Here is a 25,604-nt window from a genome sequence, read left to right as displayed (position 1 = left end):
AAACGCAATGCAGCAAAATTTCTGCGAAGCTAAATTTTCAGGTAGCCTTTTTCCTATTCAAATTCCGGCTATGTTTATATCGGTTTTTTCTTCCGATAATACCGCCGATACACTATCCATCCATACCCCACCAACACCGGTAGCGCGGCGAAGATCAGCTTAAACGTCCAGCCCGCATACCAAGGCAAGGCTGAAACTGCGGCGGCCGCATCCTGCTGCAACAAGCCCACCGGCAGCAATTGCTCGCCGCGGGCATCGAAATACGGCCACCAGCAAGCTGCCAGCAGGCCGAGGAGGCAGGGCCATAGCCAAGCTGCGCGGTTGCGTTGCCACAGCAAAAACGCCGGCAGCAGCACAATCAGCGTGAGCACCGCCACCAGCAGCGCGGTTTGCCCCTGCGCGCCGAAATAGGATACCGTCGCATAAGTCAGCACCACAAACAGCGCGCCCAGCACCGCCATAATCACTTCTTCCGGCCTTTTCAATATCGACATGGTGTGTTCTCCGTAACAAAATCAATTTAGGCAAAATATACTGCAAAGCTGGTGCAGCCGCCAGTTTATTGCGGCATGAATACCGTTTTTTCAATCATCACACGGCATTTTCACTTTATTGAAGCTTGGCTTTCAGGTAGCCGTATCGGTTTAACTAAAGGCTACCTGAAAATTTATGCCGAACCTCTTTCAGGTAGCCTGCCGCCCTATTCTTCCCCTTCTTTGGCCGCCAGATGCCAGCGCACGCCGGCATCGTCCAGTTTTTTGCACAGGCCGGCGCTGGGTGGCTCATCGGTGAACAGGGCGTGAAATTCAGTTACATCGCCTATGCGCACCAAGGCATTGCGGCCGAATTTGCTGTGGTCCACGGCCAGGTAGCAGTGGCGGGCGTTGGCCATCATGGCCTGCATCACGCTCACTTCTTTATAGTCGAAATCGAGCAGCGAGCCGTCGGCTTCGATGCCGGAGGCGCCAAGGATGGCGTAATCCACTTTGAATTGGTTGATGAAATCGATGGTGGCTACGCCGGTGATGCCGCCGTCCACCGGCCGCACCACGCCGGAGGTGATGATGACGGTGTAGTCCGGCCGGCCGGACACGATGGAGGCAACGTGGATATTGTTGGTGATGATGCAGAGATTTTTATGGTTTTTCACCAGCGCCAGCGCCACGGCTTCGATGGTGGTGCCGATGCTCATAAACAGAGAAACGTTGTCGGGAATGTGCTCGGCAATCAGGTCGGCAATGTGGGCTTTTTCGCTTTGCAGCTTGTTTTTGCGCGTGTCGTAGTCTTCGTTTTGCACGCTGCTGCCGGGCGCGGCGCCGCCGTGGTAGCGGCGCAGGATATTGTGTTCGCACAAAACGTTGATGTCGCGGCGGATGGTTTGCGGGGTCACGTTTAGGCTGCGCGCCAGCTCTTCCACCGACATAAAGCCGTGGTCGTGCACAAGCCGGGCGATTTTCTGCCGGCGGGGGGTGCGGTGCGGCATGGTTGCTCTATCTTCTTTGTTGATTAGAAATTGGAATGGTTTGGCTAAGGTTTTCAGGTAGCCTTTTGGCTCAATCGCGAGGCTACCTGAAAACAATGGCAAGGCAATCCGAATTCAGCTTGGCAAAAGCGGCGCTGCGTTTTCAGGTAGCCTCACTTTATTAGCCTGCCTCAAGCTGCAAAGGTATGCTCCGGCGCAGGATAGGTTTTCTCTTTCACTTCGCGCACATAAGCCGCCACCGCCGCCTGAATGCTATCCTGTCCATACATGAAGTTTTTCACAAACTTCGCCGTTTGGCCGGGGAACACGCCGAGCATATCGTGCATCACCAGCACCTGCCCGTCGCAATCCACACCCGCGCCGATGCCGATGGTGGGGCAGGCCAGCGTTTCGGTAATCTGTTTGCCCAAAGCGGCGGGCACGCATTCCATCAGCACCACCACCGCACCGGCCTTCTCGTGCGCCAGTGCATCGTTTAGCAATGCCTGCGCCGCCACATCGCCCTTACCCTGCACCTTATAGCCGCCGAACACATGCACCGACTGCGGCGTGAGCCCGATGTGCGCGCACACCGGAATGCCGCGCAGCTGTAGAAACTCGGTGGTTTCCGCCATCCAGGCGCCGCCTTCCAGCTTCACCATATGCGCCCCTGCCGCCATCAGTTCGGCCGCAGCGGCAAAAGCCTGCTCCTTGCTCTGCTGGTAGGCACCAAACGGCAAATCGCTCACGATCAGCGCATTGCTGCTGCCGCGCGCCACCGCCGCCGTGTGGTAGCACATATCGGCCAGGCTCACCGGCAGGGTGGATTTCTGCCCCTGCACCGTCATGCCCAGCGAATCGCCCACCAGCAGCATATCCACCCCCGCCGCATCCATCAGCGCGGCAAAGCTGGCTTCGTAGCAGGTGAGCATGGCGATTTTCTCGCCCTCGCGCTTCATTTTGCGCAAAGTGTTCACAGTAATCACGGCATTTCCTTTTCACGATCAGATGGCGCGCAAGGCTACCTGAAAACCTTAGCGCAGGCAAACCCGAAGTGTTTTCAGGTAGCCTTCGGCATAGCCGTTCCCTATAATCACCCTATCCCAATCCACAGGAAAACGCTTATGAAGAAAACCGCCCTCCTCCTGCCCGCCCTGCTGGCCGGCCTCAGCCTTGCCCCCGCCCTAGCCGAGCCGCTCAACTACAACCTGCTCAAATTCAGCAAAACCGCCAGCCGCACCGTGCCCAACAATTGGATGACCGTGCCGCTTAAACATCCTGCAAAGCCGCGCCCGCCGACTCTCCGGCGCAGAAAAGCCGCCGCCAAATTGAAGAAAGCCTCGCCATCGAAGCCCTGCAAAACTTCCGCAAACGCGCCGACACCCTCAGCCGCAGCATGGGTGGCAGCAGCTACCGCGTGGTGGAAGTATCGTTGCAGCAAAGCTTTGAACGCCTGTCCGACTACAACTATTTCATTGGAGTGGAGGGAAGATCCGGTTCAGTCCGTGCCAGCCATCCCGAGCCCGTGTTCGACAGCCCGGGCGGCAGCACCGTGCAGCCAACTGCAAACGGCACAATCCAGTATTGAATACTGCCAGCCCCTAACCAGCCTTTTCCTACAGCAATCAGGCTACCTGAAAACCAACCGCACCGTATTGCCACGGTGCGGTTTGCTTTATCCGGCTCGGTTTCACAACGGCCACTGCAAGCCGCCGTGCTGTTCCACCAGGGTTTTGAACTGCGCCTGAATTCGTGCCAGCGCGGCCTGGTTGTCGCCCTCGAAGCGCAACACCAGCACCGGCGTGGTGTTGGAAGCGCGCAGCAAGCCGAAGCCGTCGGCGAATTCGGCGCGCAGGCCGTCGATGGTAATCAGCTCTTGCAGGCCGTCGAACCGGGCGGCCTGAGCCAAATCGGCAATCAATGCGTGGCCGTCGGCACCTTCGGGCAGAGCAATATTCAATTCGGGAGTGGACACGCCTTCCGGCAAGGCTTCCAGCACGGCGCTGGGGTTGGGGCTAGCTGAAAGGATTTCCAGCAGGCGCGCGCCGGCATAGAGACCGTCGTCGAAGCCGAACCAGCGTTCTTTGAAAAATACATGCCCGCTCATTTCGCCGGCCAAAAGCGCGCCGTGCTGCTTGATGGCGGCTTTGATGAAGCTGTGGCCGGTTTTGCTCATCACCGGCTCGCCGCCGTGCTGCTTAATCCACGGCGCCAGCAGGCGGGTGGATTTCACATCGTAAATCACTTTCGCGCCGGGGTTGCGCCCGAGCACATCTTGCGCAAACAGCATCAGCTGGCGGTCGGGATAGATGATGCTGCCGCTGCGGGTAACCACGCCGAGGCGGTCGCCGTCGCCGTCGAAAGCAAGGCCGACTTCGGCTGCACCGGCCGGCACGGCACGGATAAGGTCTTGCAGATTGGCGGGCTTGGCAGGGTCGGGATGGTGGTTGGGGAAATGGCCGTCCACTTCACAAAACAGCTCCTCCACTTCGCAACCCAGCGCACGATACAGCCGCCCGGCAAACGCTCCGGCTACGCCGTTGCCGGCATCGACGGCGATTTTCAGCGGCCGCTTCAGGCGGATATGGCCTGCAATGTGTTGAATATACTCTTCTGCCACATCCAAACTGCGCACACTGCCTTGCGGGCTAGCTGAAACAAAATCCTGCGCTTCGATGATACCGCGCAACTCTTGGATGCTTTCCCCGGCCAGGGTATTGCCGCCGAGCATCATTTTGAAGCCGTTGTAATCGGGCGGGTTGTGGCTGCCGGTAATCATCACGCCGCTGCCGGAGCAATGCCGCACGGCGGCGAAATACAGCATGGGCGTGGCCACCATGCCCACATCGGCCACTTCCAGCCCGCCTGCGGTGAGCCCGCGCATCAGCGCCGCTTGCAATACCGGGCCGCTGAGCCGGCCGTCGCGCCCCACGGCAATCTGCCGCAGGCCTTGCCGGGCGGCACGCACGGCGATGGCGCGGCCGATTTGCTCGGCAGTCTCTTCGGTGAGGGTTTGGCCGACGATACCGCGGATATCGTAGGCTTTGAAAATGCTGGGGGAAATGGGCATGGGAGTTCCTTTTCTTGTTCGGGGGTGGAGGCTACCTGAAAATACGGTGCGCCTGTGGGCATGAATATTTCGTGGCTGCCTAAAGTTTCAGGTAGCCTGAAGGTGTCGTTGGATTTGGCGACACAGCCTATGCGCTTGCTAAAAACGGCAATATTTCGGGGTACTCGCTGCAAAATTCTTCAGACTTTAAAAATGCCAACATGGTTTTATCCGTGCATTTCTGTGCAGCGGAAACCATTTCCTTTATTGCAGCTTCGTTACATGAATTGACGGTTCTGCCCAACAGCAGCAGTCCCCATTCCTGCTCTTCGGTATTGTTGAGAAACTCTTGAAACATATTGCCCAAAGTTTCAAAGAAAACAGCTTGTGCCACACCGTCCAACACGGTCAACACGCTTTCTTGGATACCGTAATCGTCTTGGTTGGAAAAGGTTTGCAGCAGGGCCTCGATATATTGCCGTTCGGAGGCGTCGGCCGGCTTTTGGGCGATGAGGGCGGTGAATGTTTTGGCATCACCGCCGTTTTCGTATCTGTCTAAAGAAAAAAGGGTTTGTTTCCAGTGGTTGAAATTCATGGCTGTTTATCTGAGTGAACGAGCAGTTTGGGCAAGTCCGGGCGGCGCGGGTTGGAGCGCACCATATCCTTACCGCATCCCTTCAGGTAGCCCGAAAGTTTTATTGGGCTCTGCAATCCGGTTGTGCATTCCGAGCCGTTTTAAATTTCAGGTAGCCTTTAAGGCCAAGGCGGATAAAGGCTACCTGAAACCTTGTTCCCGAAGCCTTACTGCGGCTTGCTGCTGAGCTGTTGTGCTTTTTCAATCAACTGCACAAACTGGCGGCGCAGGCCGTGGCGGTCGGGGGATTGGGCGTTGCGGGCGAGCTCGAGGGTTTGCGGCCAGCCGAAGTTGCCGCTGTATTTGCCGCTGCGCAAGAGTTCGCCGAAGGCGGCTGCGGCTACAGCTTGGCGGGTGGCGTTGCTGCCTTGGGCGAGCGGTTTGCTGCCCACTGCCACGGGGCGGTTGATGAGGATGCTGCTGCTTTGGCCGGGCAGTTTGTAGCGCAGGTTGATGAAGGCGTATTCGCTGCCGGCTTTATCGTTGGCGGCGGGGGTGGCCTGGTAGTGGCTTTCGGGCAGCCAGCCGGTTTGCCCGGCGGGGATGATTTCATACAGGGCGGTAACATTGTGGCCGGCGCCGATATCGCCTGCATCTACTTGGTCGTTGTTGAAATCTTCGCGGGCAAGCATGCGGTTTTCATAGCCGATCAGGCGGTATTCCTTCACGGTGGCGGGATTGAATTCCACTTGGATTTTCACGTCTTGCGCCACGGTGGCGAGCGTGGATGAGAGCTGGCGGTGCAGCACTTTCTGCGCTTCTTCGGGGCTGTCGATGTAGCTGTAGTTGCCGTCGCCGGCATCGGCCAGCTGCTCCATCAGCCGTTCGTTGTAGTTGCCGCTGCCGAAGCCGAGCGTGGTGAGCGAAATGCCGCTTTTGCGTTTTTCGGCCACCATGCTGCGCAGGGTGTTGAAATCGGTGATGCCCACGTTGAAATCGCCGTCGGTGGCGAGCAGGATGCGGTTGATGCCGTTGCGGATATAGGCGCGCTGGGCGGCTTGGTAGGCCTGTTGGATGGCGTTTTCGCCGGCAGTAGAGCCGCCTGCCTTCAGGCTATCAAGCGCGGCGAGGATTTTCTGCCGCTGGTTGCCCGGGGTGGGCGGCAGCACGACTTTGTTGCCGTCGGCATAGGTAACGAGAGTGATGCGGTCTTGGGCGCGGGTTTGGTGTGCGAGGGTGCAGAGGGTGTATTTCACCATCGGCAGTTTGTCGCGGCTATACATGGAGCCGGACACGTCCACCAGGAACACGAGGTTGGCCGGCGGCAGTGCGGCCTGGCTCACTTCTTTGGCCTGGATGCCGATGCGGATCAGCTTGGCGCCGCTGCGGAAGGGGGAATCCACGGTTTCGGTGTGTACGGCGAAAGGTTTGCCGTCGGTAGGCTTGGCGTAGCCATAGTCGAAATAGTTGATGATTTCTTCAATGCGTACGGCATCAGCGGGCGGCAGGCGGCCGGTTTGGGTGAGGAAGCGGCGGATGTTGGCGTAGCTGCCGGTGTCCACATCAATGCTGAAGGTGGAAACGGGCTGCTCGGCCACGGCGTGCACGGGGTTGGGCTCATAATGGCCGTAGCGCTCGGTGTTTTGGCGCGACGGGGCAGCCACTTCTGCATGCCGAACCGAACCATATGCTCCTTCTAGACCAACCATGGAATCTCTGGTGGCTGCCGCCTGCGCTGCGGGCGCAGCTGAAGGCGCTGCTTCATATGAAGTCACAGAATGGTTCTTCACCGCTGCCTGCGGCATGGCGCGTAAGCTGAAGCGGGCACTTCGGGATTCATAATAATCCGGCTGTTCGTCCAAATAACGCGAACAGGTCTGATGAACGCGCTGGGTATTATCTGCCAGCGCGGGCAGGGCGGATACAGACAATAAGGCGAGCAAAATAGTGCGGGCAAACGGCGGTTTGGGCATGGCAGCCTCCTTGGTAAGCAGACAGGGGAAACAGCTGCCATTATATAACCGCCCACGCCGCCTGCAAACCAAACGCCATGCCCTGCCGCCGCTCTATTTTCAGGTAACCTCCATGCTGTTTGAGCCCAGCATTTGGGCGTGGAATTTGGTATCATTCCCCTGTGAGCAAAAGGCTACCTGAAACCGGCCTATGGCAAAACAAGGAGAAAATCGTGTTCAGGGAGATGAAACACGCAAACCAGCAGCTATCCAACGAAGAAGCCATCGCCATTTTGCAGCGTGGCAAATCCGGCGTGCTCGCGCTGCACGGCGACAACGGCTATCCCTACGCCGTGCCGATCAGCTATGTTTACCACGAAGGCAAAATTATCCTGCACGGCGCGCCCGCAGGTCATAAACACGAACTGCTCGCGCGCGACAATCACGTTTCCTTCTGCGTGGTGGATCTCAACGACATCGTGCCGCAGGAATTCACCACCTATTTCCGCAGCGCCATCGTGTTCGGCACGGTACGTACCGTCACCGACCCCGCCGAAAAACAGGCCGCACTCGAAGCCGTGGGGCACAAATACTCCCCCAACCAAAACGGCCTCCTGCCCTATATCGGTAAACATTTTGATTATGTGAAAGTGATGGTTTTAGAAATCGACCACCTCACTGCCAAAGAATCCATCGAGCTCGTCCGAGCAAAACCAAGCCATTCATAACCAAGGAAAACTATGTCAAACCAAGCCCCCTTCCCCACCCTTGCTCCCGGTCTGTTTGTTTCTCCGCAAATCAGCCGCCAAGACATCCTTGCCGCCGCTGCCGCCGGCGTGCAAACCATCATCTGCAACCGCCCCGACAGCGAAGAGCCCGGTCAGCCCAGCTTCGATCAAATCCGCCACTGGGCGGCCGAAGCCGGTATCCGGCACGTTATTCACCAGCCCATGCTGATGCCGCAAATCGATGCTGCCGCTGCCGCACAGTTTGCCAAACACCTGGCCGACCACCCCGCGCCCGCCCTCGCCTACTGCCGCAGCGGCACCCGCAGCAGCTTCTTGTGGGCCATGGGGCAAGCCGCCCAAGGCGCAGACCCGCGCCAACTGGTGCAAACCGCTGCCGCTGCCGGCATCGACCTTACTGCCGCCCTGCCCCGTTTGCAGGAAGCACAGGCATAGGCTGAGCTGGCCCGCGCAATATTAACTTCGATGCAGCTGAGCTTTTCAGGTAGACTTACCAACCATCCAAAGGCTACCTGAAACGAGTGAAACAGCGTTTCTACAAAGCCAACGCCTCTGCTTCAACGAAAAGTTGAAACCCAGCTAAAAAGTAATAAAAACTTTGAGCAGGCCGTTTTCAGGTAGCCTCATCCGGCAGGCTAAAGGCTACCTGAAACTACCTTAAACAATGTCTTGGTATAGCCCAAGCAGAGTTGCAGCAAAGCTCAAGCCCCACCCACACAAGAAAGGAGCCGCCTATGCACTATTGGTATTGGTTTATCGCCGCAGCCGCCCTGTTCGTTCTCGAAATGTTCAGCGGCACGTTCTACCTGCTGGTGGCCAGCATCGCCCTGCTCGGTGCAGGCATAGCCGCCTGGCTCGGCGCGGGCAGCGGCGTATCGCTGCTGGTGGCCGTGCTGCTTTCCGTGGTCGGCATCGCCGCCGTATACCGCATCCGGCGCAACCGCCGCGCCCACGCCGCCGATGCCGAAGGTGATTTAGACATCGGCAACACCGTGCTGCTGCACCAGCCCCAATCCGGCAGCCTGTGGCTCGTACAATATCGCGGCACTTATTGGCAGGCCGAAGCTCCCTTCCCCGCACGGGCCGGCCAAGCCGCCCGCATCGCCGGAAAATCCGGCAATATCTTGATTTTGCAACCTCTGGAGGAAAACTGATGGATATCGTTACCCTGGCAATCCTATTTGCCGTTATCGTTGTATTCGGCTTTAAAGCCTTCACCGTTGTGCCGCAGCAGGAAGCCTATGTGGTGGAGCGGCTCGGCCGCTTCCATGCTGTACTCAACCCCGGCCTCAACTTCCTCATCCCCTTCCTCGACCGCGTGGCCTACAAGCACCTGCTCAAAGAAATCCCGCTGGATGTGCCCAGCCAGGTGTGTATCACCCGCGACAACACCCAACTCACCGTAGACGGCATCATCTACTTCCAAGTAACCGATGCCAAACTCGCCTCCTACGGCTCCAGCAACTACATCACCGCCATCACCCAGCTTGCCCAAACCACCCTGCGTTCCGTCATCGGCCGCATGGAACTGGACAAAACCTTTGAAGAGCGTGACGACATCAACCGCACCGTGGTCGCCTCACTCGATGAAGCCGCCGTATCCTGGGGAGTGAAAGTATTGCGCTACGAAATCAAAGACCTCGTGCCGCCGCAGGAAATCCTGCGCGCCATGCAGGCGCAAATCACCGCCGAACGCGAAAAACGCGCCCGCATCGCCCAATCCGAAGGCTTGAAAATCGAGCAAATCAACCTTGCTTCGGGCGAGCGCGAAGCCGAGATCAAAAAATCCGAAGGTGAAGCCCAAGCCGCCGTCAACGCCTCGCAAGGCGAAAAAGTGGCCCGCATCAACCGCGCCCAAGGCGAAGCCGAAGCCCTGAAACTGGTGGCACAAGCCAGCGCCGACGCCATCCGCCTGGTGGCCGACGCCATCAATCAACCCGGCGGCAACGAAGCCGTTAATCTGAAAGTAGCCGAGCAATACGTGGACGCCTTCGCCAAACTGGCCAAAGAAGGCAACACCCTGATTATGCCCGCCAACGTGGCCGACATCGGCGGCCTCGTCTCCGCCGGCATGAGCATCATCAAAGGCCAACAAGGCAAAACACCCACGGCTTGATTGCGATAGGTAGGGAGTGTGCAAAGGCTACCTGAAATGGTTTCAGGTAGCCTTTGTTTGCAGAATAAAGTTGCTCGGTATTAGCTTTGGTAAGCCTCCAAACCATCCAGACATAGTTTCAGGTAGCCTGTATTCACTTCCGCGCAGGCAATACCTTATTCAAGCTACACGCTATCTGAAACCCAAAAGGCTATCTGAAAAAACGGCTGTTGCCGGCGGTGGGTTTTCCATCCGCCGGCAACAGCCGTTATGGGCTTTGGCCTGCCTTAGTTCAGCTGGTCGATTTTCAGCTGTATGAACTCGCGCCCTTGGTCGTCTTGGGGCAGTTTGTCCATCGCCTGTTTGTAGGCGGCGGCGGCTTCGCTGCGTTTGCCTTGGGCGGCGTAGACATCGCCTTTGGTTTCCAACAGGATACCGGCGTAGGCTTCATCGGTGTTCATGCCGAGGGTGGAGATGGCGTCATCGTATTTCTGCTGTTGCAGCTGCACGGTGGCCAGGCGCTGGATGGCCATGGCGCGGATGAGCGGTTCTTGGTGGTATTTGAGCACCCAGTTCAGGTGGCCGGCGGCTTCGTCGTATTTGCCTTGGTCGAAGGCGGCACCGGCCTGCATCAGGGTGGCTTGGGCGGCGGAAACGCTGGTCGGGTACTGGCTTTGCAGTTGGGTGAGCAGTTTGGCGGCTTCGGCGGGTTTGCCGGCCTGCTGATTTTCCGCCCACTGGTCGAACACGGCCACGGCTTCGTTGCTCACGCTGCGCTGGTGGCTGCGGTACATCACCCAGCCAAAGTAGCCGATGGCGGCCACCACGAGCAGGGCAAACAGCCAACGCCCCCAGCTGCGCCAGAAATATTTGAAGTTTTCAATTTCTTCTTGGTCTTTTAAATCGTAAACAGCCATTTAGCGTATCCATTCGTTTAATTGTTGAAGCAAATCGGCAGCAAGCACGCTCACTTGGCCGCGCCCTTGCTGCATATCTTTGAGGCTGGCTTTGCCTTCGGCCAGCTCGCCTTCACCCACGATCAGCGCCACTTTGGCGCCGGAAGCGTCGGCTTTTTTCATTTGGGCGGCCAGTTTCTGACTGCCGGAATGTTGCAGCACGCTGAAGCCGGCGGCGCGGGCAGCGGTGGCATACTGCATGCTGGGCAGCAGGGTATCGCCGCCTTGGTGTATCACATAAATATCGGGTGCGGCATCGGCTTGCAGATTGCCGTATTCGTGCACCAACAGCAGCAGGCGCTCCACGCCCATGGCAAAGCCGATGGAAGGGGCGGGTTTGCCGCCGAGCTCTTCAATCAGGCCGTCGTAGCGGCCGCCACCGCACACGGTGGCTTGGGCGCCGAGTTTGTCGGTGGTCCATTCGAACACGGTTTGGTTGTAGTAGTCCAACCCGCGCACGAGGCGGTGGTTTTCCACATAGGCAATGCCCAAACCGTCGAGCAGGGCTTTGAAACCGGCGTAGTGGGCGCGGGAGGCTTCGCCGAGATAATCGGCCAAGCGCGGGGCGGCATTGCAGATTTCCTGCAAGTCGGGGTTTTTGCTGTCCAGCACGCGCAACGGATTGGTGTGCATACGGCGGCGGCTGTCTTCGTCCAGCGCAGCTTCGTGCTGTTTCAGGTAGCCTACCAAGGCGGCGCGGTGGGCGGCGCGTTCTTCGCGGTTGCCCAGGCTGTTGATTTCCAAAGTCAGATATTGGCTGATGCCGAGCTCGCGCCACAAATCGGCGCACATGGCGATGATTTCGGCATCGATATCGGGGCCTTCAAAGCCCAGCGCTTCCACGCCCACTTGGTGGAATTGGCGGTAGCGCCCTTTCTGCGGGCGTTCGCGGCGGAACATGGGGCCCATATACCACAGCTTCTGGCCGCCGTTGTACAGCAGATTGTGCTCCACCACGGCGCGCAGGCAGGAGGCGGTGCCTTCGGGGCGCAGGCTGAGGCTGAGGGTGTCGTTGGAGTCGGCAAAGGTATACATTTCTTTGCCCACCACATCGGTGTCTTCGCCGATGGAGCGCACGAAAAGGCCGGTTTGCTCCACAATCGGGGTACGGATTTGGCGGTAGCCGAAGCGGTGCGCCCATTCGCCGATGCGGTTTTCAAAGGCCTGCCAGAAGGCGGCGGTGAGCTTGAAATCTTTCTGCTCCACCGGCAAGAGGTCGTTCATGCCTTTTACGGCTTGGATTTTTTGTCCCATGATTCGGTTTGGGGAGAGGGGTAAACGAAAAAGCGGATTATAGCGGATATGTGGGGGTTCGGGCTAAAGCTGTGTGCAAGACTACCTGAAAAAATGCTGCGGGCGGTTTTCAGGTATAGTGAATTAACAAAAACCAGTACAGCGTTGGCTCGCCTTGCCGTACTATTTGTACTGTCTGCGGCTCGCCGCCTTGTCCTGATTTTTGTTAATCCACTATAGCCTCTGCCAACACCGCCCATTCGGCTTCGGGGAAATGCCGCTGCAGGTAATCGCGCAAATAGCGTTCGGTTTCCGCACCGATTACGGGGTCGGCGGCGGGATAGCGGTTGTACACCAACCGCTGCACCGGCAGGCCGGCATGGCGGGCGGCAGCAAGGCTGAGCAGGGTGTGGTTGATACTGCCCAGACGGCCGGATGTGACCAACACCAGCGGATAGCCGCGTTCGGCGGCAAAGTCGAGCAGGGTTTGCTCGCGGTTTAGCGGCACCATCAGCCCGCCCGCCCCTTCGAGCAGCACGGTGTCGTAGCTTTGCAGCAGGGTTTGGGTGGCTTCATCGATGGTTTTTAAATCAATGGGGCGCTGTTCCTGCTCGGCAGCCAAGTGCGGCGAGCAGGGGTAGGCAAACACATAGGGGCAGGTGCTACCGTTGCGGTCGTGTTCAGTGAGCCCGATGCCTTGCAGGCGGCGGTGGGTTTGGATGTCTTCAGCAATGCCTTGGCAGCCGGTTTGCACGATTTTTTGGGTAGTCACGCAGCGACCGGCAGCGGCCAGCTCTTTGGCATACAGGCCGGTGGCGATGCTTTTGCCGATGCCGGTGTCGATGCCGCTGACAAAATAAACTTGTTTCTGCATACTGTTCCCCTCTCTGCAAACAGGCTACCTGAAAATTTCAGGTAGCCTTCAGCGCGTGTAACATTATTCGGACTGCGGCCATGCTTCGCCGTATTCCTCCGCCACTGCCGCCAAAGTCTGTTCGGCCAAGAAATCTAATTCCTGCTGGCTGATCACAAATGGCGGCATCAGATACACCAGCCGCCCGAACGGCCGCACCCACACGCCTTTTTCCACCAGCCGCGGCTGCAAGGAAGCGGTGTTGACCGGCTGCGCCATCTCCAGCACCCCAATCGCACCAAGCGCCCGCACTTCACGCACGCAACGCCATTGCGCCGCCACAGCCAGTTTGCGCCGCAGCGTTTGCTCGATATTGGCCACTCGCTGCCGCCACGGGCTTTCCCGCAGTATCGCCACGCTCTCGGCCGCCACCGCGCAGGCCAGCGGATTGGCCATGAAGGTGGGGCCGTGCATAAACGCGCCCGCCTGGCCCCGGCTGATGGCCGCGGAAATTTCCTCGGTGCACACCGCTGCCGACAAGGTGAGATACCCGCCGGTGAGCCCCTTGCCCAGCAAGATAATGTCCGGCACCACGCCGGCGTGCTCTAAAGCAAACATTTCGCCACTGCGGCCGAAGCCGGTGGCGATTTCGTCAAAAATCAGCAGCACGCCGTATCGGCTGCACAATGCCCGCGCCTGCCGCAGATATTCGGAATGGTAGAAATACATTCCACCCGCCCCCTGCACCACCGGCTCTAAAATCAGCGCCGCCAATTCATCGTGTTTTTCTGCCAACAAGTTTTCCAACGGGCGGATACTTTCCGGCTGCCATTCGCCGTGGAGCGGGCTGGCCGGTTGCGGCAGGAAATACTGCACCGGCAGGCTGCTCGAAAACAGGCCGTGCATGCCTTCTTCCGGGTCGCATACCGACATGGCATGCCAAGTGTCACCGTGATAACCGGCGCGGATGGTGGCAAAACGACAGCGTTTCCCCTGCCCCACGGCGTGCTGGTATTGCAGCGCCATCTTCATCGCCACCTCCACCGCCACCGAGCCGCTGTCGGCGTAAAACACTTGGTTGAGGGCCGTCGGCAACAATTCCAGCAGCAACTGCGTGAGCCGCACCGCCGGCTCGTGGGTGAGCCCGCCGAACATCACATGGCTCATCTTCTCCAATTGTGCGGCGGCGGCAGCGTTGAGGCGCGGGTGGTTGTAGCCGTGCAGCGCCGCCCACCACGAAGAAGTGCCGTCCACCAGCCGTTTTCCGTCGGCCAGCTCGATGCTGCAGCCTTCCGCCCGCGCCACGGCATACACCGGCTGGGTATTGGGCATGGCGGCGTAGGGGTGCCAAATGTGGCGGCGGTCGATTTGCGTGAGGGTTTCCCAATTCATGATGAGGCTACCTGAAAAATATCGGGCTGGCTTGCCCGCTTATGAAATCGAATCAAATCCTTCAAACACGGCCTGACGCGGCGCGGCTCGCAAGGCGGCTGTGGCATCGGATTCACGGGTGAGCTTGAGCCAAACTTCATCCAGCGAGCGGCCGATTAAGAAGGGTTCTTCCCTGAAGTCGAAAGCATAAATATCGAATTCATCGTGGCTCGGCCTGCTTTCAATATCCCAAAACAGATACGTGCCGGTTTCGCTTTTGGCAAAACATTCCATCCTGGCCATCAGGCAAACGTGCTGTGCGGAGAAAAAGCCTTCGTATTCGTCCAAATCGTGGATATAGCTGGATTTCACCGCTGCCTCGCCTGCTGCCAGGAATCGCAATATTGCGGATCAGCGGGGATATGGACGAGATAGTTGCCCAGCGAACGACCCCAGCCATATTGCGTGGCAAAGCGCTGGTAGGATGCAGGGAAGCCCCGGCCGTTGGCAAATCGGAAGTTTGCCAGCTCGTTAGGATCGCCGAATATTTTGGCCGGTTTTAACACCTGCAGCTTGGTTTCCATACCCTATCTCCGTTTTTGCCATGATTGAGGCTACCTGAAAGTATTCAGCTTCTACATCCTCACGGCATTGAAGCTGATATTTTCAGGTAGCCTTGTGTTACCCGACGGCCTAGCCCAGCACCTTCCGTGCCGTAGCAAACATCCGATACCAGCCGGCCAGTTCGCTATCTCGCCATTCTTCCGGCAGCCAGCTCATCTGCGCGCTGCGGTACACACGCTCGGGGTGCGGCATCATGATAGTCACGCGGCCGTCGGCAGTGGTGACGGCGGCGATGGCATCGGGCGAGCCGTTGGGGTTGAGCGGGTAGGTTTGGGTGGGCTTGCCCTGCCCGTCGATATATTGCATGGCAGTTCTCAGGCTACCTGAAACTTGGTTTGCAGCTAGCCCCAAGTGGGTGAAATCGGCGCGGCCTTCGCCGTGGCTAACCACCACGGGCAGGCTGCTGCCTGCCATATCGGCCAAAATCAGCGAGGGCGATTGTGGCACGCGTACCATACTCAGGCGGGCTTCAAACTGTTCGGATTCGTTACGGCGGAACTTCGGCCAGCCGTCTGCACCCGGGATGATTTCGGCCAGGTTGGCCATCATCTGGCAGCCGTTGCACACGCCTAAGCTCAGCGTATCGCCTCGAGCGAAGAATTCGACGAACTGGTTGCGCAGTTTGCTGTGGAACAGGATAGATTTCGCCCAGCCTTCGCCCGCGCCCAGCACGTCGCCATAGCTAAACCCACCGCAGGCGGCAAGCATTTGGAAGGTGTCGAGTTTCACGCGGCCTGCCATCAGGTCGGACATATGCACATCATAGGCATCGAAACCGGCGCGGGTAAAGACGGCGGCCATTTCCACTTGGCCGTTTACGCCCTGTTCGCGCAGGATGGCGATTTTGGGTTTCGCCCCGCTATTGATAAACGGCGCGGCAATATCCTGTTTCACATCAAAGCTTAAATCGGCAAACAGCCGGCTGCGTTCTTTATCGGCCAGCAAGGCGAACTCGCTGTCGGCGCAGGCGGGATTGTCGCGCAAGCGTTGGATTTGGTGGCTGGTGGACTGCCAGGCGCGTTGCAAATCGACGAGCGCTTCATCAAACAAGGTTTCCCCGTCATTCACAACCGTGAAATTGCTGCCGCAATGCGCCTGTCCGATGCAATAAGCCGCGTTGCCCAAACCTTGTTTAGCGAATGCCGCCATCACATCGGCAAAATCCTGCTTCCGCACCTGCAATACCGCGCCCAGCTCTTCGTTGAATAAGGCAGTCAGATTAGCAAGCGGCAACACTTCTTCCACAATCGCGTTCGGCAGTTTGCGTTCCCATTCTTTAAACAGAACCTGCGCGTATTCATCGATATTCGCTTCCAAGCCGCTCCGCCCCGCAAACGCCATTTCCGCCAGCGTGGCAAACAGGCCGCCGTCGCTGCGGTCGTGGTAGGCAAGCAGTTTGTCTTCCTGTACCAGCTGCTGAATCACGTCGTAAAACTTTTTCAGGTAGCCTGCTTCGATGTCGGGCGCTTCGCCGCCCAATTCGCCGTATACCTGCGTTAAGGCCGAGCCGCCCATGCGGGCTTTGCCCTGCCCTAAATCCACCAGCAGCAACACGCTGTCTGCCACCGGTTTGATATCGGGCGTAACCGTTTTGCGCACGTCCTGCACGGGGGCGAAGGCGGTGGCAATCAGGCTCAACGGCGACACCACGGATTTTTTCTCCGCGCCGTCCTGCCACACCGTTTTCATCGATAGGCTGTCTTTGCCCACGGGGATGCTCACGCCGATTTCCTGGCACATCTGCGACACGGCTTCCACCGTGCGGTAGAGTTTCTCGTCTTCGCCAGCATTGCCGCAGGCGGCCATCCAGTTGGCGGAGAATTTGATGTTGCCGATATCGCCGATATTAACCGCCGCGATATTGGTAATGGCTTCGCCGATACACATCCTGCCCGAAGCGGGCGCGTCAAACAGCGCAACGGCAGGTTTTTCACCCATGGCCATCGCTTCGCCGCGATGCGTATCGAAGCCCATGATGGTCACGGCGCAGTCGGCCACGGGGGTTTGCCAGCGGCCGACCATTTGGTCGCGGTGGGTCAAGCCGCCCACGCTGCGGTCGCCGATATTGATGAGGAAGTTTTTCGCGGCTACGGCCGGCAGTTGCAATACGCGGTAGGCGGCTTCCTTCAAATCGATATGGCTACCTGAAAACGGTTTTTCAGGCTGCTGTTGCGTTTTATCGGTGCGCGTGGTTTTGGGCGGTTTGCCGAGCAATACGTTCAGCGGCAAATCTACAGGCTTATTGGCAAACAAATCGTCGCGCACCTGCAAATGCCCATCGTCGGTAGCCGTGCCGACCACGGCAAACGGGCAGCGCTCGCGTTCGCAAATGGCGCGGAAAGCATCCAAATCTTTTTCCAGAATCGACAATACATAACGCTCCTGCGCCTCGTTGCACCAGATTTGCAGCGGCGTGAGGCCGTGCTCTTCCAGCGGCACATCGCGCAGCTTAAACACCGCACCGCGCCCGGCATCGTTTACCAATTCGGGGAAAGCGTTGGACAGGCCGCCTGCACCCACGTCGTGAATGGCGATAATCGGGTTGGCCGCGCCGAGCTGCCAGCAGCGGTCGATCACTTCCTGCGCGCGCCGTTCGATTTCGGGGTTGCCGCGCTGCACGGAGTTGAAATCGAGCGAAGCATCGTTCGCACCCGTGTCCATCGACGAAGCCGCGCCGCCGCCCAAGCCGATGAGCATGCCCGGCCCGCCGAGCTGCACCAAGAGCGCGCCTTCGGGGATTTCGTGTTTATGCGTTTGTTCCGCCTGGATATTGCCCAAACCGCCGGCAATCATAATCGGCTTGTGATAGCCGCGCATTTGGCCGTCGAACTCGGCTTCAAAGGTGCGGAAATAGCCCAACAGATTCGGGCGGCCGAATTCATTATTGAACGCCGCGCCGCCAATGGGGGCTTCAATCATGATGTCGAGCGGGGAGGCGATGTGGGCGGGTTTGCCGTAGCCGCCTTCCCAAGGCTGTTTCAAATCGGGGATATTGAGGTTGGAAACCGTATAGCCGGTGAGGCCAGCTTTGGGGCGCGCGCCTCGGCCGGTAGCGCCCTCATCGCGGATTTCGCCGCCCGCACCGGTGGCCGCACCGGCAAACGGTGCAATCGCCGTGGGGTGGTTGTGTGTTTCCACCTTCATCAGGATATGCGTGTCTTCTTCGTGGAAACGGTAGCCTTGATTGGCCGCCGCATCGGGATAAAACCGGGCGATTTTCGCGCCTTCGATTACCGAGGCGTTGTCCTTATACGCCACCACCGTGCCGGCCGGCGCAGCTTCGTGCGTGTCGCGAATCATGCGGAACAGCGATTTGGGCTGCTTTTCTCCATTTAAGATGAAATCGGCATTGAAGATTTTGTGGCGGCAGTGTTCACTGTTGGCCTGCGCGAACATCATCAGTTCCACATCAGACGGATTGCGTTTTAAAGCCTGATAATTATCCAGCAGATAATCGATTTCGTCGGGCGAGAGTGCCAAGCCTAAGTCGGTATTGGCTTTTTCTAGTGCAGCACGGCCGCCGGAGAGCACATCCACCGTATCGAAGGTGTGCGCTTCGGGGTGGGCGAACAATTTGGCGGCTACCTGAAAATCGGGCAACACAGATTCGGTCATGCGGTCGTGCAGCAAAGCTGCCCATTGCTGTTTCTGCGCTTCGGAAAGGCTACCTGAAAGCCACACTGCCATGCCGCGTTCGATGCGCTGGATTTGGGTGAAGCCGCAGTTTTTCGCAATTTCCGTGGCTTTGGAAGCCCAAGGCGAAATCGTGCCGATGCGCGGCGTGATGAGAAACAGATGCAGGCTACCTGAAGACTGCGGCAACTCCGATGCCACCTGCCCCGCCAGCAACGCTTCCAACTTCTCTGCATCCGCCGTATTCAAGTGCTCGGCACAATCGGCAAAATACCAATACTCACTGCGGATTTCGGCTTCGGGCAGCCTCAAAGCAGCCGCTTTTTGCAGCAATTTTTCAACACGGAAACCAGACAAGGCGCGCTCGCCGCGCAGGAAGAGGATAGGCATGGGCAGACTCGCATGAAGAGGATCGGGGGCGTGATTATACGCCAAGTCTGCCCTAATCTGTCGGCGGAGTGAGCCGATTGAAAGCACTGCTGCCTTGTGGTAGCTTAACTGCCTAAAACCTTAATATACCAACCCGCCCGAGGAACTCATGAAAAAAATCGAAGCCATCTTCAAACCGTTCAAACTCGACGACGTGCGCGACGCGCTCACCGATATCGGCGTAAACGGCATGACCGTAACCGAAGTGAAAGGATTTGGCCGCCAAAAAGGCCACACCGAAATCTATCGCGGCGCGGAATATGCAGTGGATTTTCTGCCCAAAATCCGGCTGGAAATCGTGCTGGAAGACAGCATGGTCGAGCAGGCGGTGGAAGCCATCGTGCAGGCGGCCAACTCCGGCAAAATCGGCGACGGCAAAATCTTCATCCTGCCGGTGGAAGGCGTGGTGCGCATCCGCACCGGCGAGCGGGACGAAGCCGCGCTGTAAGCCGTTTCCTTCCGGCCAGCTGCCGCGTAAACTGCAATCAAACAGTATGCCGGCCGTGCCAGCCAAGGCTACCTGAAAATATCAGCTGGCACGAAACTGCTATTTTTCAGGTAGCCTCATCCGGCCAAATAGTTTTTCTCCCATCATGTTCCGCCTGCGCAAACATTATTTCGACGGCATTGATTCTGCTGGCAACGCATTGATTGCCTATGCGGCCGAGCTGCATTACCACGGCATCAAGCTGCCCTATTCCGCCCTGATTTTCAGCCCGGCCCACGGCTGCACCATCGAACGCAGCTGCCTGAGCGCATCACAACTATCTCCCAACAGCATCCGGCAACCCAAACTTGGCCTCGAAGGCCGCTGGCAGGCTTTGTCCGACGGTGTCCGGCTTACCTTGCCGGCCGGCGACAAACGCCGGCTCGTTTGGCATGCCCACACGCCCAGCGCCCGTTTTCAGGTAGCCTTAAACGGGCAGGAATACAGCGGCTTGGGTTATGCCGAAACGCTGGAAATGGATTTTTGGCCGCAACAACTGCCGTTATGCGAGCTGTATTGGGGGCGTTTCGTATCGGAGCAGCACTATGTGGTGTGGATCGAATGGCGCGGCGAAGTGCCGCTAAAACGTTTGTACTACAATGGCGTGCTAACTGAAGATTTCGTGCTGGAAGCCGGGGGGCTCACGGCGCCCGCATTCGGCCTACATCTGGCGTTTGCTGCACCGGAAACGATAAAAGACGAGCCGCTGCTGGCTATTGCAGCGCGCAACCCATTGTTGCGGCTACTATTCAGCCGCAGATTTTTATCCAGCCGCGAACAAAAATGGAAAAGCCGCGCCACCTTGAGGCTACCTGAAAATATTGCTGTGGAAGGCTGGGCCTTATACGAGAGGGTGTTATGGCAAAAATAAGCGTTACCCTACAAAAAATTGTTTATGCCTTGGTGTTCTGCCTGCTGCTGCCGCTGCTGCTGCAATATTGGGCACGGCACACTTCGGAGGTGGTGCGGCTGCCGGTACCGCCCTACCCGCTGACCGGCGCACTGCTGGCAGCGGCCGGATTCTCATTAATCCTGTGGGCGATGCACAACCTGTGGTACCGCGGCGGCGGCCTGCCAATGAATGCGTTTCCGCCGCAGCATTTTGTAGCTTCCGGCGCCTACCACCTGTGCCGCCACCCGATTTATACCGGTGCCGTCCTGCTTTGCATGGGCACGGCGCTGTATGCGCAATCGCCCGGCGGGCTGTGGCTGGTATCGCCGCTGTTTGCGTTGCTCATAGTGGCTTATGTGGCCGGCTTCGAGCGCGAGGTGATGGCCAAGCAGTTCGGCGCCCGGCCGATGCTGCACTATGGTCTGTTCAGCCTGCCACCAGATAACGGGCATGAGGCGGCTTTCTCCAGGCGGCTGTTGCTCGGACTGAAAGTTTGGCTGGTATGGCTGCTGCTGTATGAAGCGTTTGTGTGGCTGGGGGTGCCGCCCGATGCGTGGTATAGCAACGGCGCTTGGGATGAGGTTGTGCCGCTGTGGGGCTTCAGCGTGGTGTTTTATGTACTGCTTTACCCGTGGGCCGGGCTGCTGCCGCTGTGGTTACGGCAAAACCGCCAGCTGCGCGGCTTCGTCCTAGACGCATTCTGGGGCATGGCACTGATTTTCTATTGTTATCTGATTATTCCGGCTGCCGTTCGCTATGGCAGATTACCTGAAAATACTTTATGGCTGCGCTGGATTGTCCTCGGACGGGAGTATGATAGTGCGGCGGCGGCGCTGCCATCGTTTCATGTGTTTTGGGCACTGTTGGCCGCACGATATTCTTGCCTATGCCGCCCGCAGTGGCGTATGGTATGGGCTTTGTTGGCTGCGCTGGTGATTGTCAGCTGCCTGACCACGCACAACCATACCTTGGCCGATGTGTTGGCCGGGATGGTCGCTTATTGGGCAATCCGATACCGGCAGCCGATCTACCGCGCTCTGTTGCGTGCCGCCGAATATATTGCCAACTCGTGGCACGAATGGCGCTTTGGCCGCCTGCGGCTGATTAACTACGGCTTCTATGCCGCATTGGGCGGCGTGTGCGGTTTTCTGGTGTTGGCTTATCTGCTGCCGCAGTATTTGTGGGTAGTGTGGCTGCTGGGGGTGGCCGGATTTATTGGCGCGGGCTTATGGGCGCAATGGGTGGAAGGCTCATCGGCGCTGCTGCGCCCGTTCGGCTACTATGGCAGCGTGTTCGGCATCGTGCTAGCCGGCTGTCTGATTGCCGCCAGTTCAGATTTGGGCAGTTGGACGCTGCTGGGCGCGGCTGCACTGGCTGCCTGCCCCATCCAGCTGTTCGGCCGCTGCCGCTGCCTGATTCAGGGCTGCTGCCACGGCATCCCCACCGATATGCCGGGTATCCGCTTTTTCCATGATAAATCGCGTGTGTGCAAACTGGCCGGCTGGCAGGGGAAAATCTGCACCCCACCCAGTTTTATTCCATCGCCGCCAATTTCCTGAGCTTTTTCCTGCTGTGGCGCTTATACCGGTTGCAAATGCCTGCTTCGTTTATTGCCGGTATGTATTTGATTCTCAGCGGTGCGTTCCGCTTTGTGGAAGAATCGCTGCGCGGCGAACCGCAAACGCCGTATTTTCTCAGCATGCGTGTGTACCAATGGCTAGCTCTGGCATCGGTGCTGGCGGGCATCTTGTTTACCTGCCTGCCTTCGGCTCCACTGTTCTCAGGTAACCTTCCTGCCAACTGGCCGCTGCATGCCATTGTCTATTTCGTATTGATCTGGTGCGTGTACGGCTTGGATTACCCAAACAGTACACTGCGTTTTTCCCGGCTAACCCAAGAATAACCTTCTGCAAAGGAATAACCCCATGATGCCCGAACCCTCCGGCCAACATCCCTACAAAGACGCGCCACTCTTCGACGACGTTGCCTTCCTCACTGGCGCGCTGCAAACCGTGCTGGCCGCGCAAACCGATTGCCCCGTGCAGGAAGCCGTAGCCGCACTGCTGGGCGGTGAAGCGCCGCAAGACGTGGTGGCGCGCAGCCTGCCTCAGCTCAACGATCAACAGCTGGAAGACCTCATTCGTGCCTGCAGCCTGTTTGCACAAATCCTCAATATTGCCGAAGACGCGCACCACCAACGCCGCCGCTTAGCACACAGCCAAACCCGCGACAACGCCAAATCCACCTTCGGCCACACCCTTGATTTGCTGCAACAGCAAGGCGTAAGCGCCGAAGCCTTACAGCAGCAGCTGAATCACACCGAAGTGGCCGCCGTGCTTACTGCCCATCCTACCGAAGTGCAGCGCCAAACCACCCTCACCCTGCACCGCCAAATCCGCAACCTGCTCGACCAGCGCGCCAACCAGGCCGGGCAGAATGAAGAACGCTTGCAGCAGCAGGTGCAAACCATGCTGTGGACGCTGTGGCAAACCAATGAAAACCGCCATTTCAAAATCACGGTGGCCGACGAAATCAGCAACGGCATCATGTATTTCCCGCTCAGCTTCTTCAGCGCCGTGCCCGGCGTATACCGCAAGCTGGAGGCCGCCCTTCAGGTAGCCTACCCGCACACCCGCCTGCCCAACGTGCTGCACATCGGCGGCTGGATCGGCGGCGACCGCGACGGCAACCCTTTCGTTTCCGCCGACACCCTGCGTACTGCCTTCGCCCAACAGGCCAGCGCCGTGTTCCGCTTCTACCGCAGCCAGCTCTACAAACTGTATGAAGAGCTGCCGATGTCGATACGGCGCGTGAACGTGAGCCCCGAAGTGCTGGCTTTGTCGGCCAAATCGCCCGACACCGAACGCGCCCACGAAGAAGAGCCCTACCGCCGCGCCTTGGCCTACATCCTCGCCCGCGCCGTGGCCACCGCACACCGTTTCGGCAGCGGCTTGGGCAGCCAATTCGGCCTGCTCGAACCGTATGACACGGTGGAAGCATTTTTAGCCGACCTGCACACCGTGCACGCTTCCTTGTGCGCCAACGGCAGCCGCCTGCTGGCCGACGGTCGCTTGGCCGACCTGATCTGTGCCGCTTCCGTGTTCCGCTTTTATCTGATGCCGCTAGACTTGCGCCAACACGCCCAGAAGCATATCGATGTGGTGGCCGAGCTCTTTGCCGCCGCTGGTTTGGAAGACTTCGCCGCGTTAAACGAAGCCGAGCGCGAACGCGTGCTGCTGCGCGAGCTGTCGTCCCCGCGCCCGCTCTACAGCCCGTTTGCCCACTACAGCGAAGATACCGAGCACGAGCTGGCCATCTTCCGCGCCGCTGCCGAAATTAAAGCGCAATTCGGCGAAGAAGCCATCCGCCAAAGCATCATTTCCAATGCCGAAAACGTGAGCGAAATGCTTGCCTTGGCCTTGATTATGAAAGAAACCGGCCTGCTGCGCCTGAACGCCGAAGGGCTACCTGAAAGCCGGCTCAATATCGTGCCATTGTTTGAAACCATCGAAGCGCTGCAAGACTGCATCGGCGTGATGGATCATCTGTTCTCCCTACCGTGGTACCGCCACCTGCTCGCCGGCCGCAGCAATATTCAGGAAATCATGCTCGGCTATTCCGACAGCAATAAAGACGGCGGCTATGTAACCAGCCAATGGGTGCTGTATCAGGCCGAGCAGGCTTTGGTGAAACTGTTTGCCAAACACCAAGTGCGCCTGCGCCTGTTCCACGGGCGCGGCGGCAGCGTGGGGCGTGGCGGCGGTCCTTCCTATGAAGCCGTGCTGGCCCAACCCGCCGGCAGCGTGGCCGGGCAAATCCGCATCACCGAGCAGGGCGAAGTCATCACCGCCAAATACGCCGATGCCGACAACGCCGAGCGCAACCTCGAAACCTTGGTGGCCGCCGCGCTGGAAGCCAGCCTGCTGCCGCACCGCACCGAAGAGCCCGATGCCGCGCTGATGCAGTCGCTCTCCGATGCCGCCTTCGCCTACTACCGTGAACTCATCACCCATCCCGATTTCGTGGGCTACTTCCTGCAAACCAGCCCGATCAACGAAATCGCCAGCCTCAACATCGGCAGCCGCCCCGCCAGCCGCAAAACCCTGGCGCGAATACAGGATTTGCGCGCCATTCCTTGGGTGTTCTCCTGGACGCAAAACCGCCTGATGCTGCCTGCCTGGTACGGCTTCGGCAGCGCGGTCGAGCAGCTTTTGTGCGATAACCCGGCCAACCTCGAGCGCCTGCGCCATATGGTGCGGCACAGCGCCTTCTTCCAAGCCATGCTCTCCAATATGGAGCAGGTGATGGCCAAAGCGGATTTGGACATCGCCCGTGCCTATGTTGGCCTGGCCGCCCAGCCGCAAGCTGCCCAAGCCATGTTTGAGCGCATTGCCGGCGAGTTTGAACGCAGCCGCCGCGCCCTGTTACAATTAATCGAGCAAGACCACCTGCTCACCGACAACCGCAGCCTCGCCCGCTCCCTGGCCCTGCGCATTCCCTACCTGAACGCGCTCAACTGGCTTCAGGTAGCCCTGCTCGCCCGTTTGCGCCAGCACCCGGGCAACCCGCAGCTCATCCACCTGATCCACCTCACCATCAACGGTGTGGCTCAAGGCTTGCGCAATACGGGTTAACCCCCTTTCCTGCAAACGGCAGGCAAGAAAAAGGCTACCTGAAACATTTCAGGCAGCCTTTTCATCATGGCCTCGCCGACAGGAATCGAACCTGTATTTTACGCTTAGGAGGCATACGTTCTATCCGTTGAACTACGGCGAGAAATAATCAAACTTTCCAATCAATCTTTTCCGGCAACAAACGACAAAATCCCCGTCGCAATCAGCGGCCTCACCGGGATGCCGCCCAAAAATGCTCAGCGGCCTCACCGGGATGCCGCCCAAAAATGCCACGCCGATAATCGTGCCCAACGGCAGGCCGGTTACCAATATCGGCTGACGCTCATCAGCGGCACGCCGCGCCCGGCCAGCCAAGCCACCAATATGCCCACCAACACCGCCGCCAGCATTTTTCAGCTCATCAAGCTGGCCAAACCAGGAGACTGGATTTTCCCGACACCAGCGGGCTGAGCACACCGATGGTGAGCAGAATGATGCCGGCTTGAATGCCGTATTGTTCGGCCAGCGGGATATAGCGCACCAGCACGGTTTGATGCGCCAGGAGCAACACAGCGGCCGAGATGATGATAGATTAGTTGTTGCTGAGTACGCCCAGCAAAATCAGCAGCACCAAA

The 25,604-nt window shown here is 58.5% G+C and carries 23 protein-coding genes, 1 tRNA gene and 1 pseudogene; 10 read left to right on the top strand and 15 right to left on the bottom strand.

Going from position 1 to position 25,604, the window contains the following annotated elements; translation table 11 throughout:
* Positions 1 to 74: 74 nt before the first annotated feature.
* The 3 genes from EZJ17_RS04470 to panB all read right to left on the bottom strand — a co-directional run bounded on the left by EZJ17_RS04470 (position 75) and on the right by panB (position 2,448).
* Positions 75 to 494, bottom strand: coding sequence for a hypothetical protein (locus EZJ17_RS04470; RefSeq protein WP_082888192.1), 420 nt, complete (start codon positions 492 to 494; stop codon positions 75 to 77).
* A 206-nt stretch (positions 495 to 700) separates the two neighbouring features.
* The gene (locus tag EZJ17_RS04465; RefSeq protein WP_064087876.1) at positions 701 to 1,483 is read right to left on the bottom strand and encodes a DeoR/GlpR family DNA-binding transcription regulator; all 783 of its coding nucleotides are present in this window, start codon (positions 1,481 to 1,483) and stop codon (positions 701 to 703) included.
* Between the two features lie 170 nt (positions 1,484 to 1,653).
* Positions 1,654 to 2,448 (bottom strand): 3-methyl-2-oxobutanoate hydroxymethyltransferase, encoded by a 795-nt coding sequence (gene panB, locus EZJ17_RS04460; RefSeq protein ID WP_067439161.1) that lies wholly within the window; start codon positions 2,446 to 2,448, stop codon positions 1,654 to 1,656.
* Between the two features lie 410 nt (positions 2,449 to 2,858).
* Here panB and EZJ17_RS10550 point away from each other — a divergent pair, with 410 nt between their 5' ends.
* The gene (locus EZJ17_RS10550; protein WP_067439164.1) at positions 2,859 to 3,050 is read left to right on the top strand and encodes a hypothetical protein; all 192 of its coding nucleotides are present in this window, start codon (positions 2,859 to 2,861) and stop codon (positions 3,048 to 3,050) included.
* A 102-nt stretch (positions 3,051 to 3,152) separates the two neighbouring features.
* Here the strand turns inward: EZJ17_RS10550 and EZJ17_RS04450 are convergent, their stop codons facing one another.
* The 3 genes from EZJ17_RS04450 to EZJ17_RS04440 all read right to left on the bottom strand — a co-directional run bounded on the left by EZJ17_RS04450 (position 3,153) and on the right by EZJ17_RS04440 (position 7,058).
* Positions 3,153 to 4,532, bottom strand: coding sequence for a phosphomannomutase/phosphoglucomutase (locus EZJ17_RS04450; protein WP_067444753.1), 1,380 nt, complete (start codon positions 4,530 to 4,532; stop codon positions 3,153 to 3,155).
* A 127-nt stretch (positions 4,533 to 4,659) separates the two neighbouring features.
* Complete coding sequence (locus EZJ17_RS04445; RefSeq protein ID WP_067444749.1) at positions 4,660 to 5,106, bottom strand: hypothetical protein; 447 nt, start codon at positions 5,104 to 5,106, stop codon at positions 4,660 to 4,662.
* A 206-nt stretch (positions 5,107 to 5,312) separates the two neighbouring features.
* Positions 5,313 to 7,058, bottom strand: a complete 1,746-nt coding sequence (locus EZJ17_RS04440; protein WP_231868146.1) for a vWA domain-containing protein — start codon at positions 7,056 to 7,058, stop codon at positions 5,313 to 5,315.
* Between the two features lie 212 nt (positions 7,059 to 7,270).
* Here EZJ17_RS04440 and EZJ17_RS04435 point away from each other — a divergent pair, with 212 nt between their 5' ends.
* From EZJ17_RS04435 to EZJ17_RS04420, 4 genes are all read left to right on the top strand, one after another.
* Positions 7,271 to 7,765, top strand: coding sequence for a pyridoxamine 5'-phosphate oxidase family protein (locus tag EZJ17_RS04435; RefSeq protein ID WP_067445051.1), 495 nt, complete (start codon positions 7,271 to 7,273; stop codon positions 7,763 to 7,765).
* Between the two features lie 12 nt (positions 7,766 to 7,777).
* A complete protein-coding gene (locus tag EZJ17_RS04430) occupies positions 7,778 to 8,218 on the top strand; it encodes a protein tyrosine phosphatase family protein (protein WP_067439176.1) in 441 nt (146 codons plus the stop codon).
* 299 nt (positions 8,219 to 8,517) lie between these two features.
* A complete protein-coding gene (locus EZJ17_RS04425; RefSeq protein ID WP_067439179.1) occupies positions 8,518 to 8,937 on the top strand; it encodes an NfeD family protein in 420 nt (139 codons plus the stop codon).
* Positions 8,937 to 9,899, top strand: a complete 963-nt coding sequence (locus EZJ17_RS04420) for an SPFH domain-containing protein (RefSeq protein WP_067439182.1) — start codon at positions 8,937 to 8,939, stop codon at positions 9,897 to 9,899. Before EZJ17_RS04425 ends, EZJ17_RS04420 begins: the two co-directional genes overlap by 1 nt.
* Before the next feature lie 266 nt (positions 9,900 to 10,165).
* On the opposite strand, the gene EZJ17_RS04415 is transcribed toward EZJ17_RS04420, so the two are convergent.
* From EZJ17_RS04415 to purL, 7 genes are all read right to left on the bottom strand, one after another.
* The gene (locus tag EZJ17_RS04415; RefSeq protein ID WP_067439185.1) at positions 10,166 to 10,795 is read right to left on the bottom strand and encodes a YfgM family protein; all 630 of its coding nucleotides are present in this window, start codon (positions 10,793 to 10,795) and stop codon (positions 10,166 to 10,168) included.
* Positions 10,796 to 12,088, bottom strand: coding sequence for a histidine--tRNA ligase (gene hisS / locus EZJ17_RS04410; protein ID WP_067439188.1), 1,293 nt, complete (start codon positions 12,086 to 12,088; stop codon positions 10,796 to 10,798). It abuts the gene before it with no gap.
* Between the two features lie 205 nt (positions 12,089 to 12,293).
* Positions 12,294 to 12,941: a dethiobiotin synthase gene (gene bioD, locus EZJ17_RS04400; RefSeq protein WP_067439192.1), complete on the bottom strand. Its 648-nt coding sequence runs from the start codon at positions 12,939 to 12,941 to the stop codon at positions 12,294 to 12,296.
* A 63-nt stretch (positions 12,942 to 13,004) separates the two neighbouring features.
* Entirely contained in the window at positions 13,005 to 14,312 is a 1,308-nt protein-coding gene (gene bioA / locus EZJ17_RS04395; protein WP_067439195.1) for an adenosylmethionine--8-amino-7-oxononanoate transaminase, read from the bottom strand.
* A gap of 39 nt (positions 14,313 to 14,351) precedes the next feature.
* Positions 14,352 to 14,663: a hypothetical protein gene (locus tag EZJ17_RS04390; RefSeq protein ID WP_151086230.1), complete on the bottom strand. Its 312-nt coding sequence runs from the start codon at positions 14,661 to 14,663 to the stop codon at positions 14,352 to 14,354.
* Positions 14,660 to 14,875, bottom strand: a complete 216-nt coding sequence (locus tag EZJ17_RS04385; protein WP_151086228.1) for a hypothetical protein — start codon at positions 14,873 to 14,875, stop codon at positions 14,660 to 14,662. The genes EZJ17_RS04390 and EZJ17_RS04385 overlap by 4 nt, the downstream gene beginning before the upstream one ends.
* Before the next feature lie 109 nt (positions 14,876 to 14,984).
* The gene (gene purL, locus EZJ17_RS04380; protein WP_151086226.1) at positions 14,985 to 18,938 is read right to left on the bottom strand and encodes a phosphoribosylformylglycinamidine synthase; all 3,954 of its coding nucleotides are present in this window, start codon (positions 18,936 to 18,938) and stop codon (positions 14,985 to 14,987) included.
* Positions 18,939 to 19,086: 148 nt separating this feature from the next.
* On the opposite strand from purL, the gene EZJ17_RS04375 reads away from it, so the two are divergent.
* The 5 genes from EZJ17_RS04375 (at position 19,087) to ppc (ending at position 24,990) form a co-directional block, all read left to right on the top strand.
* Positions 19,087 to 19,425 (top strand): P-II family nitrogen regulator, encoded by a 339-nt coding sequence (locus EZJ17_RS04375; RefSeq protein WP_067444746.1) that lies wholly within the window; start codon positions 19,087 to 19,089, stop codon positions 19,423 to 19,425.
* 145 nt (positions 19,426 to 19,570) lie between these two features.
* Positions 19,571 to 20,335, top strand: coding sequence for a hypothetical protein (locus EZJ17_RS04370; protein ID WP_067439201.1), 765 nt, complete (start codon positions 19,571 to 19,573; stop codon positions 20,333 to 20,335).
* Positions 20,323 to 21,915: a methyltransferase gene (locus tag EZJ17_RS04365; protein ID WP_067439204.1), complete on the top strand. Its 1,593-nt coding sequence runs from the start codon at positions 20,323 to 20,325 to the stop codon at positions 21,913 to 21,915. The genes EZJ17_RS04370 and EZJ17_RS04365 overlap by 13 nt, the downstream gene beginning before the upstream one ends.
* Positions 21,843 to 22,259 carry a prolipoprotein diacylglyceryl transferase family protein gene (locus tag EZJ17_RS10545; RefSeq protein ID WP_067444743.1) on the top strand — a complete coding sequence of 139 codons (417 nt, stop codon included), beginning with the start codon at positions 21,843 to 21,845 and terminating at the stop codon, positions 22,257 to 22,259. Before EZJ17_RS04365 ends, EZJ17_RS10545 begins: the two co-directional genes overlap by 73 nt.
* Before the next feature lie 22 nt (positions 22,260 to 22,281).
* Positions 22,282 to 24,990: a phosphoenolpyruvate carboxylase gene (gene ppc, locus EZJ17_RS04360; RefSeq protein WP_067444740.1), complete on the top strand. Its 2,709-nt coding sequence runs from the start codon at positions 22,282 to 22,284 to the stop codon at positions 24,988 to 24,990.
* Positions 24,991 to 25,057: 67 nt separating this feature from the next.
* Here ppc and EZJ17_RS04355 read toward each other — a convergent pair.
* Positions 25,058 to 25,132 (bottom strand) — tRNA-Arg (locus EZJ17_RS04355).
* A gap of 19 nt (positions 25,133 to 25,151) precedes the next feature.
* Positions 25,152 to 25,558 (bottom strand): annotated as a pseudogene (locus tag EZJ17_RS04350) (DUF441 domain-containing protein).
* Positions 25,559 to 25,604 lie beyond the last annotated feature (46 nt).

Source organism: Eikenella exigua, assembly GCF_008805035.1.
GTDB lineage: Bacteria > Pseudomonadota > Gammaproteobacteria > Burkholderiales > Neisseriaceae > Eikenella > Eikenella exigua.
This window is presented reverse-complemented; position numbering and strand designations above follow the sequence as displayed.

What these genes read in the sequence shown, in the direction of transcription:
- EZJ17_RS04470 (WP_082888192.1), bottom strand. Translation starts at nt 494, where the DNA reads ATGTCGATATTGAAAAGGCCGGAAGAAGTGATTATGGCGGTGCTGGGC.
- EZJ17_RS04465 (WP_064087876.1), bottom strand. Translation starts at nt 1,483, where the DNA reads ATGCCGCACCGCACCCCCCGCCGGCAGAAAATCGCCCGGCTTGTGCAC.
- EZJ17_RS10550 (WP_067439164.1), top strand. Translation starts at nt 2,859, where the DNA reads ATGGGTGGCAGCAGCTACCGCGTGGTGGAAGTATCGTTGCAGCAAAGC.
- EZJ17_RS04450 (WP_067444753.1), bottom strand. Translation starts at nt 4,532, where the DNA reads ATGCCCATTTCCCCCAGCATTTTCAAAGCCTACGATATCCGCGGTATC.
- EZJ17_RS04445 (WP_067444749.1), bottom strand. Translation starts at nt 5,106, where the DNA reads ATGAATTTCAACCACTGGAAACAAACCCTTTTTTCTTTAGACAGATAC.
- EZJ17_RS04440 (WP_231868146.1), bottom strand. Translation starts at nt 7,058, where the DNA reads ATGCCCAAACCGCCGTTTGCCCGCACTATTTTGCTCGCCTTATTGTCT.
- EZJ17_RS04430 (WP_067439176.1), top strand. Translation starts at nt 7,778, where the DNA reads ATGTCAAACCAAGCCCCCTTCCCCACCCTTGCTCCCGGTCTGTTTGTT.
- EZJ17_RS04425 (WP_067439179.1), top strand. Translation starts at nt 8,518, where the DNA reads ATGCACTATTGGTATTGGTTTATCGCCGCAGCCGCCCTGTTCGTTCTC.
- EZJ17_RS04420 (WP_067439182.1), top strand. Translation starts at nt 8,937, where the DNA reads ATGGATATCGTTACCCTGGCAATCCTATTTGCCGTTATCGTTGTATTC.
- EZJ17_RS04415 (WP_067439185.1), bottom strand. Translation starts at nt 10,795, where the DNA reads ATGGCTGTTTACGATTTAAAAGACCAAGAAGAAATTGAAAACTTCAAA.
- hisS (WP_067439188.1), bottom strand. Translation starts at nt 12,088, where the DNA reads ATGGGACAAAAAATCCAAGCCGTAAAAGGCATGAACGACCTCTTGCCG.
- bioD (WP_067439192.1), bottom strand. Translation starts at nt 12,941, where the DNA reads ATGCAGAAACAAGTTTATTTTGTCAGCGGCATCGACACCGGCATCGGC.
- bioA (WP_067439195.1), bottom strand. Translation starts at nt 14,312, where the DNA reads ATGAATTGGGAAACCCTCACGCAAATCGACCGCCGCCACATTTGGCAC.
- EZJ17_RS04385 (WP_151086228.1), bottom strand. Translation starts at nt 14,875, where the DNA reads ATGGAAACCAAGCTGCAGGTGTTAAAACCGGCCAAAATATTCGGCGAT.
- purL (WP_151086226.1), bottom strand. Translation starts at nt 18,938, where the DNA reads ATGCCTATCCTCTTCCTGCGCGGCGAGCGCGCCTTGTCTGGTTTCCGT.
- EZJ17_RS04375 (WP_067444746.1), top strand. Translation starts at nt 19,087, where the DNA reads ATGAAAAAAATCGAAGCCATCTTCAAACCGTTCAAACTCGACGACGTG.
- EZJ17_RS04370 (WP_067439201.1), top strand. Translation starts at nt 19,571, where the DNA reads ATGTTCCGCCTGCGCAAACATTATTTCGACGGCATTGATTCTGCTGGC.
- EZJ17_RS04365 (WP_067439204.1), top strand. Translation starts at nt 20,323, where the DNA reads ATGGCAAAAATAAGCGTTACCCTACAAAAAATTGTTTATGCCTTGGTG.
- ppc (WP_067444740.1), top strand. Translation starts at nt 22,282, where the DNA reads ATGATGCCCGAACCCTCCGGCCAACATCCCTACAAAGACGCGCCACTC.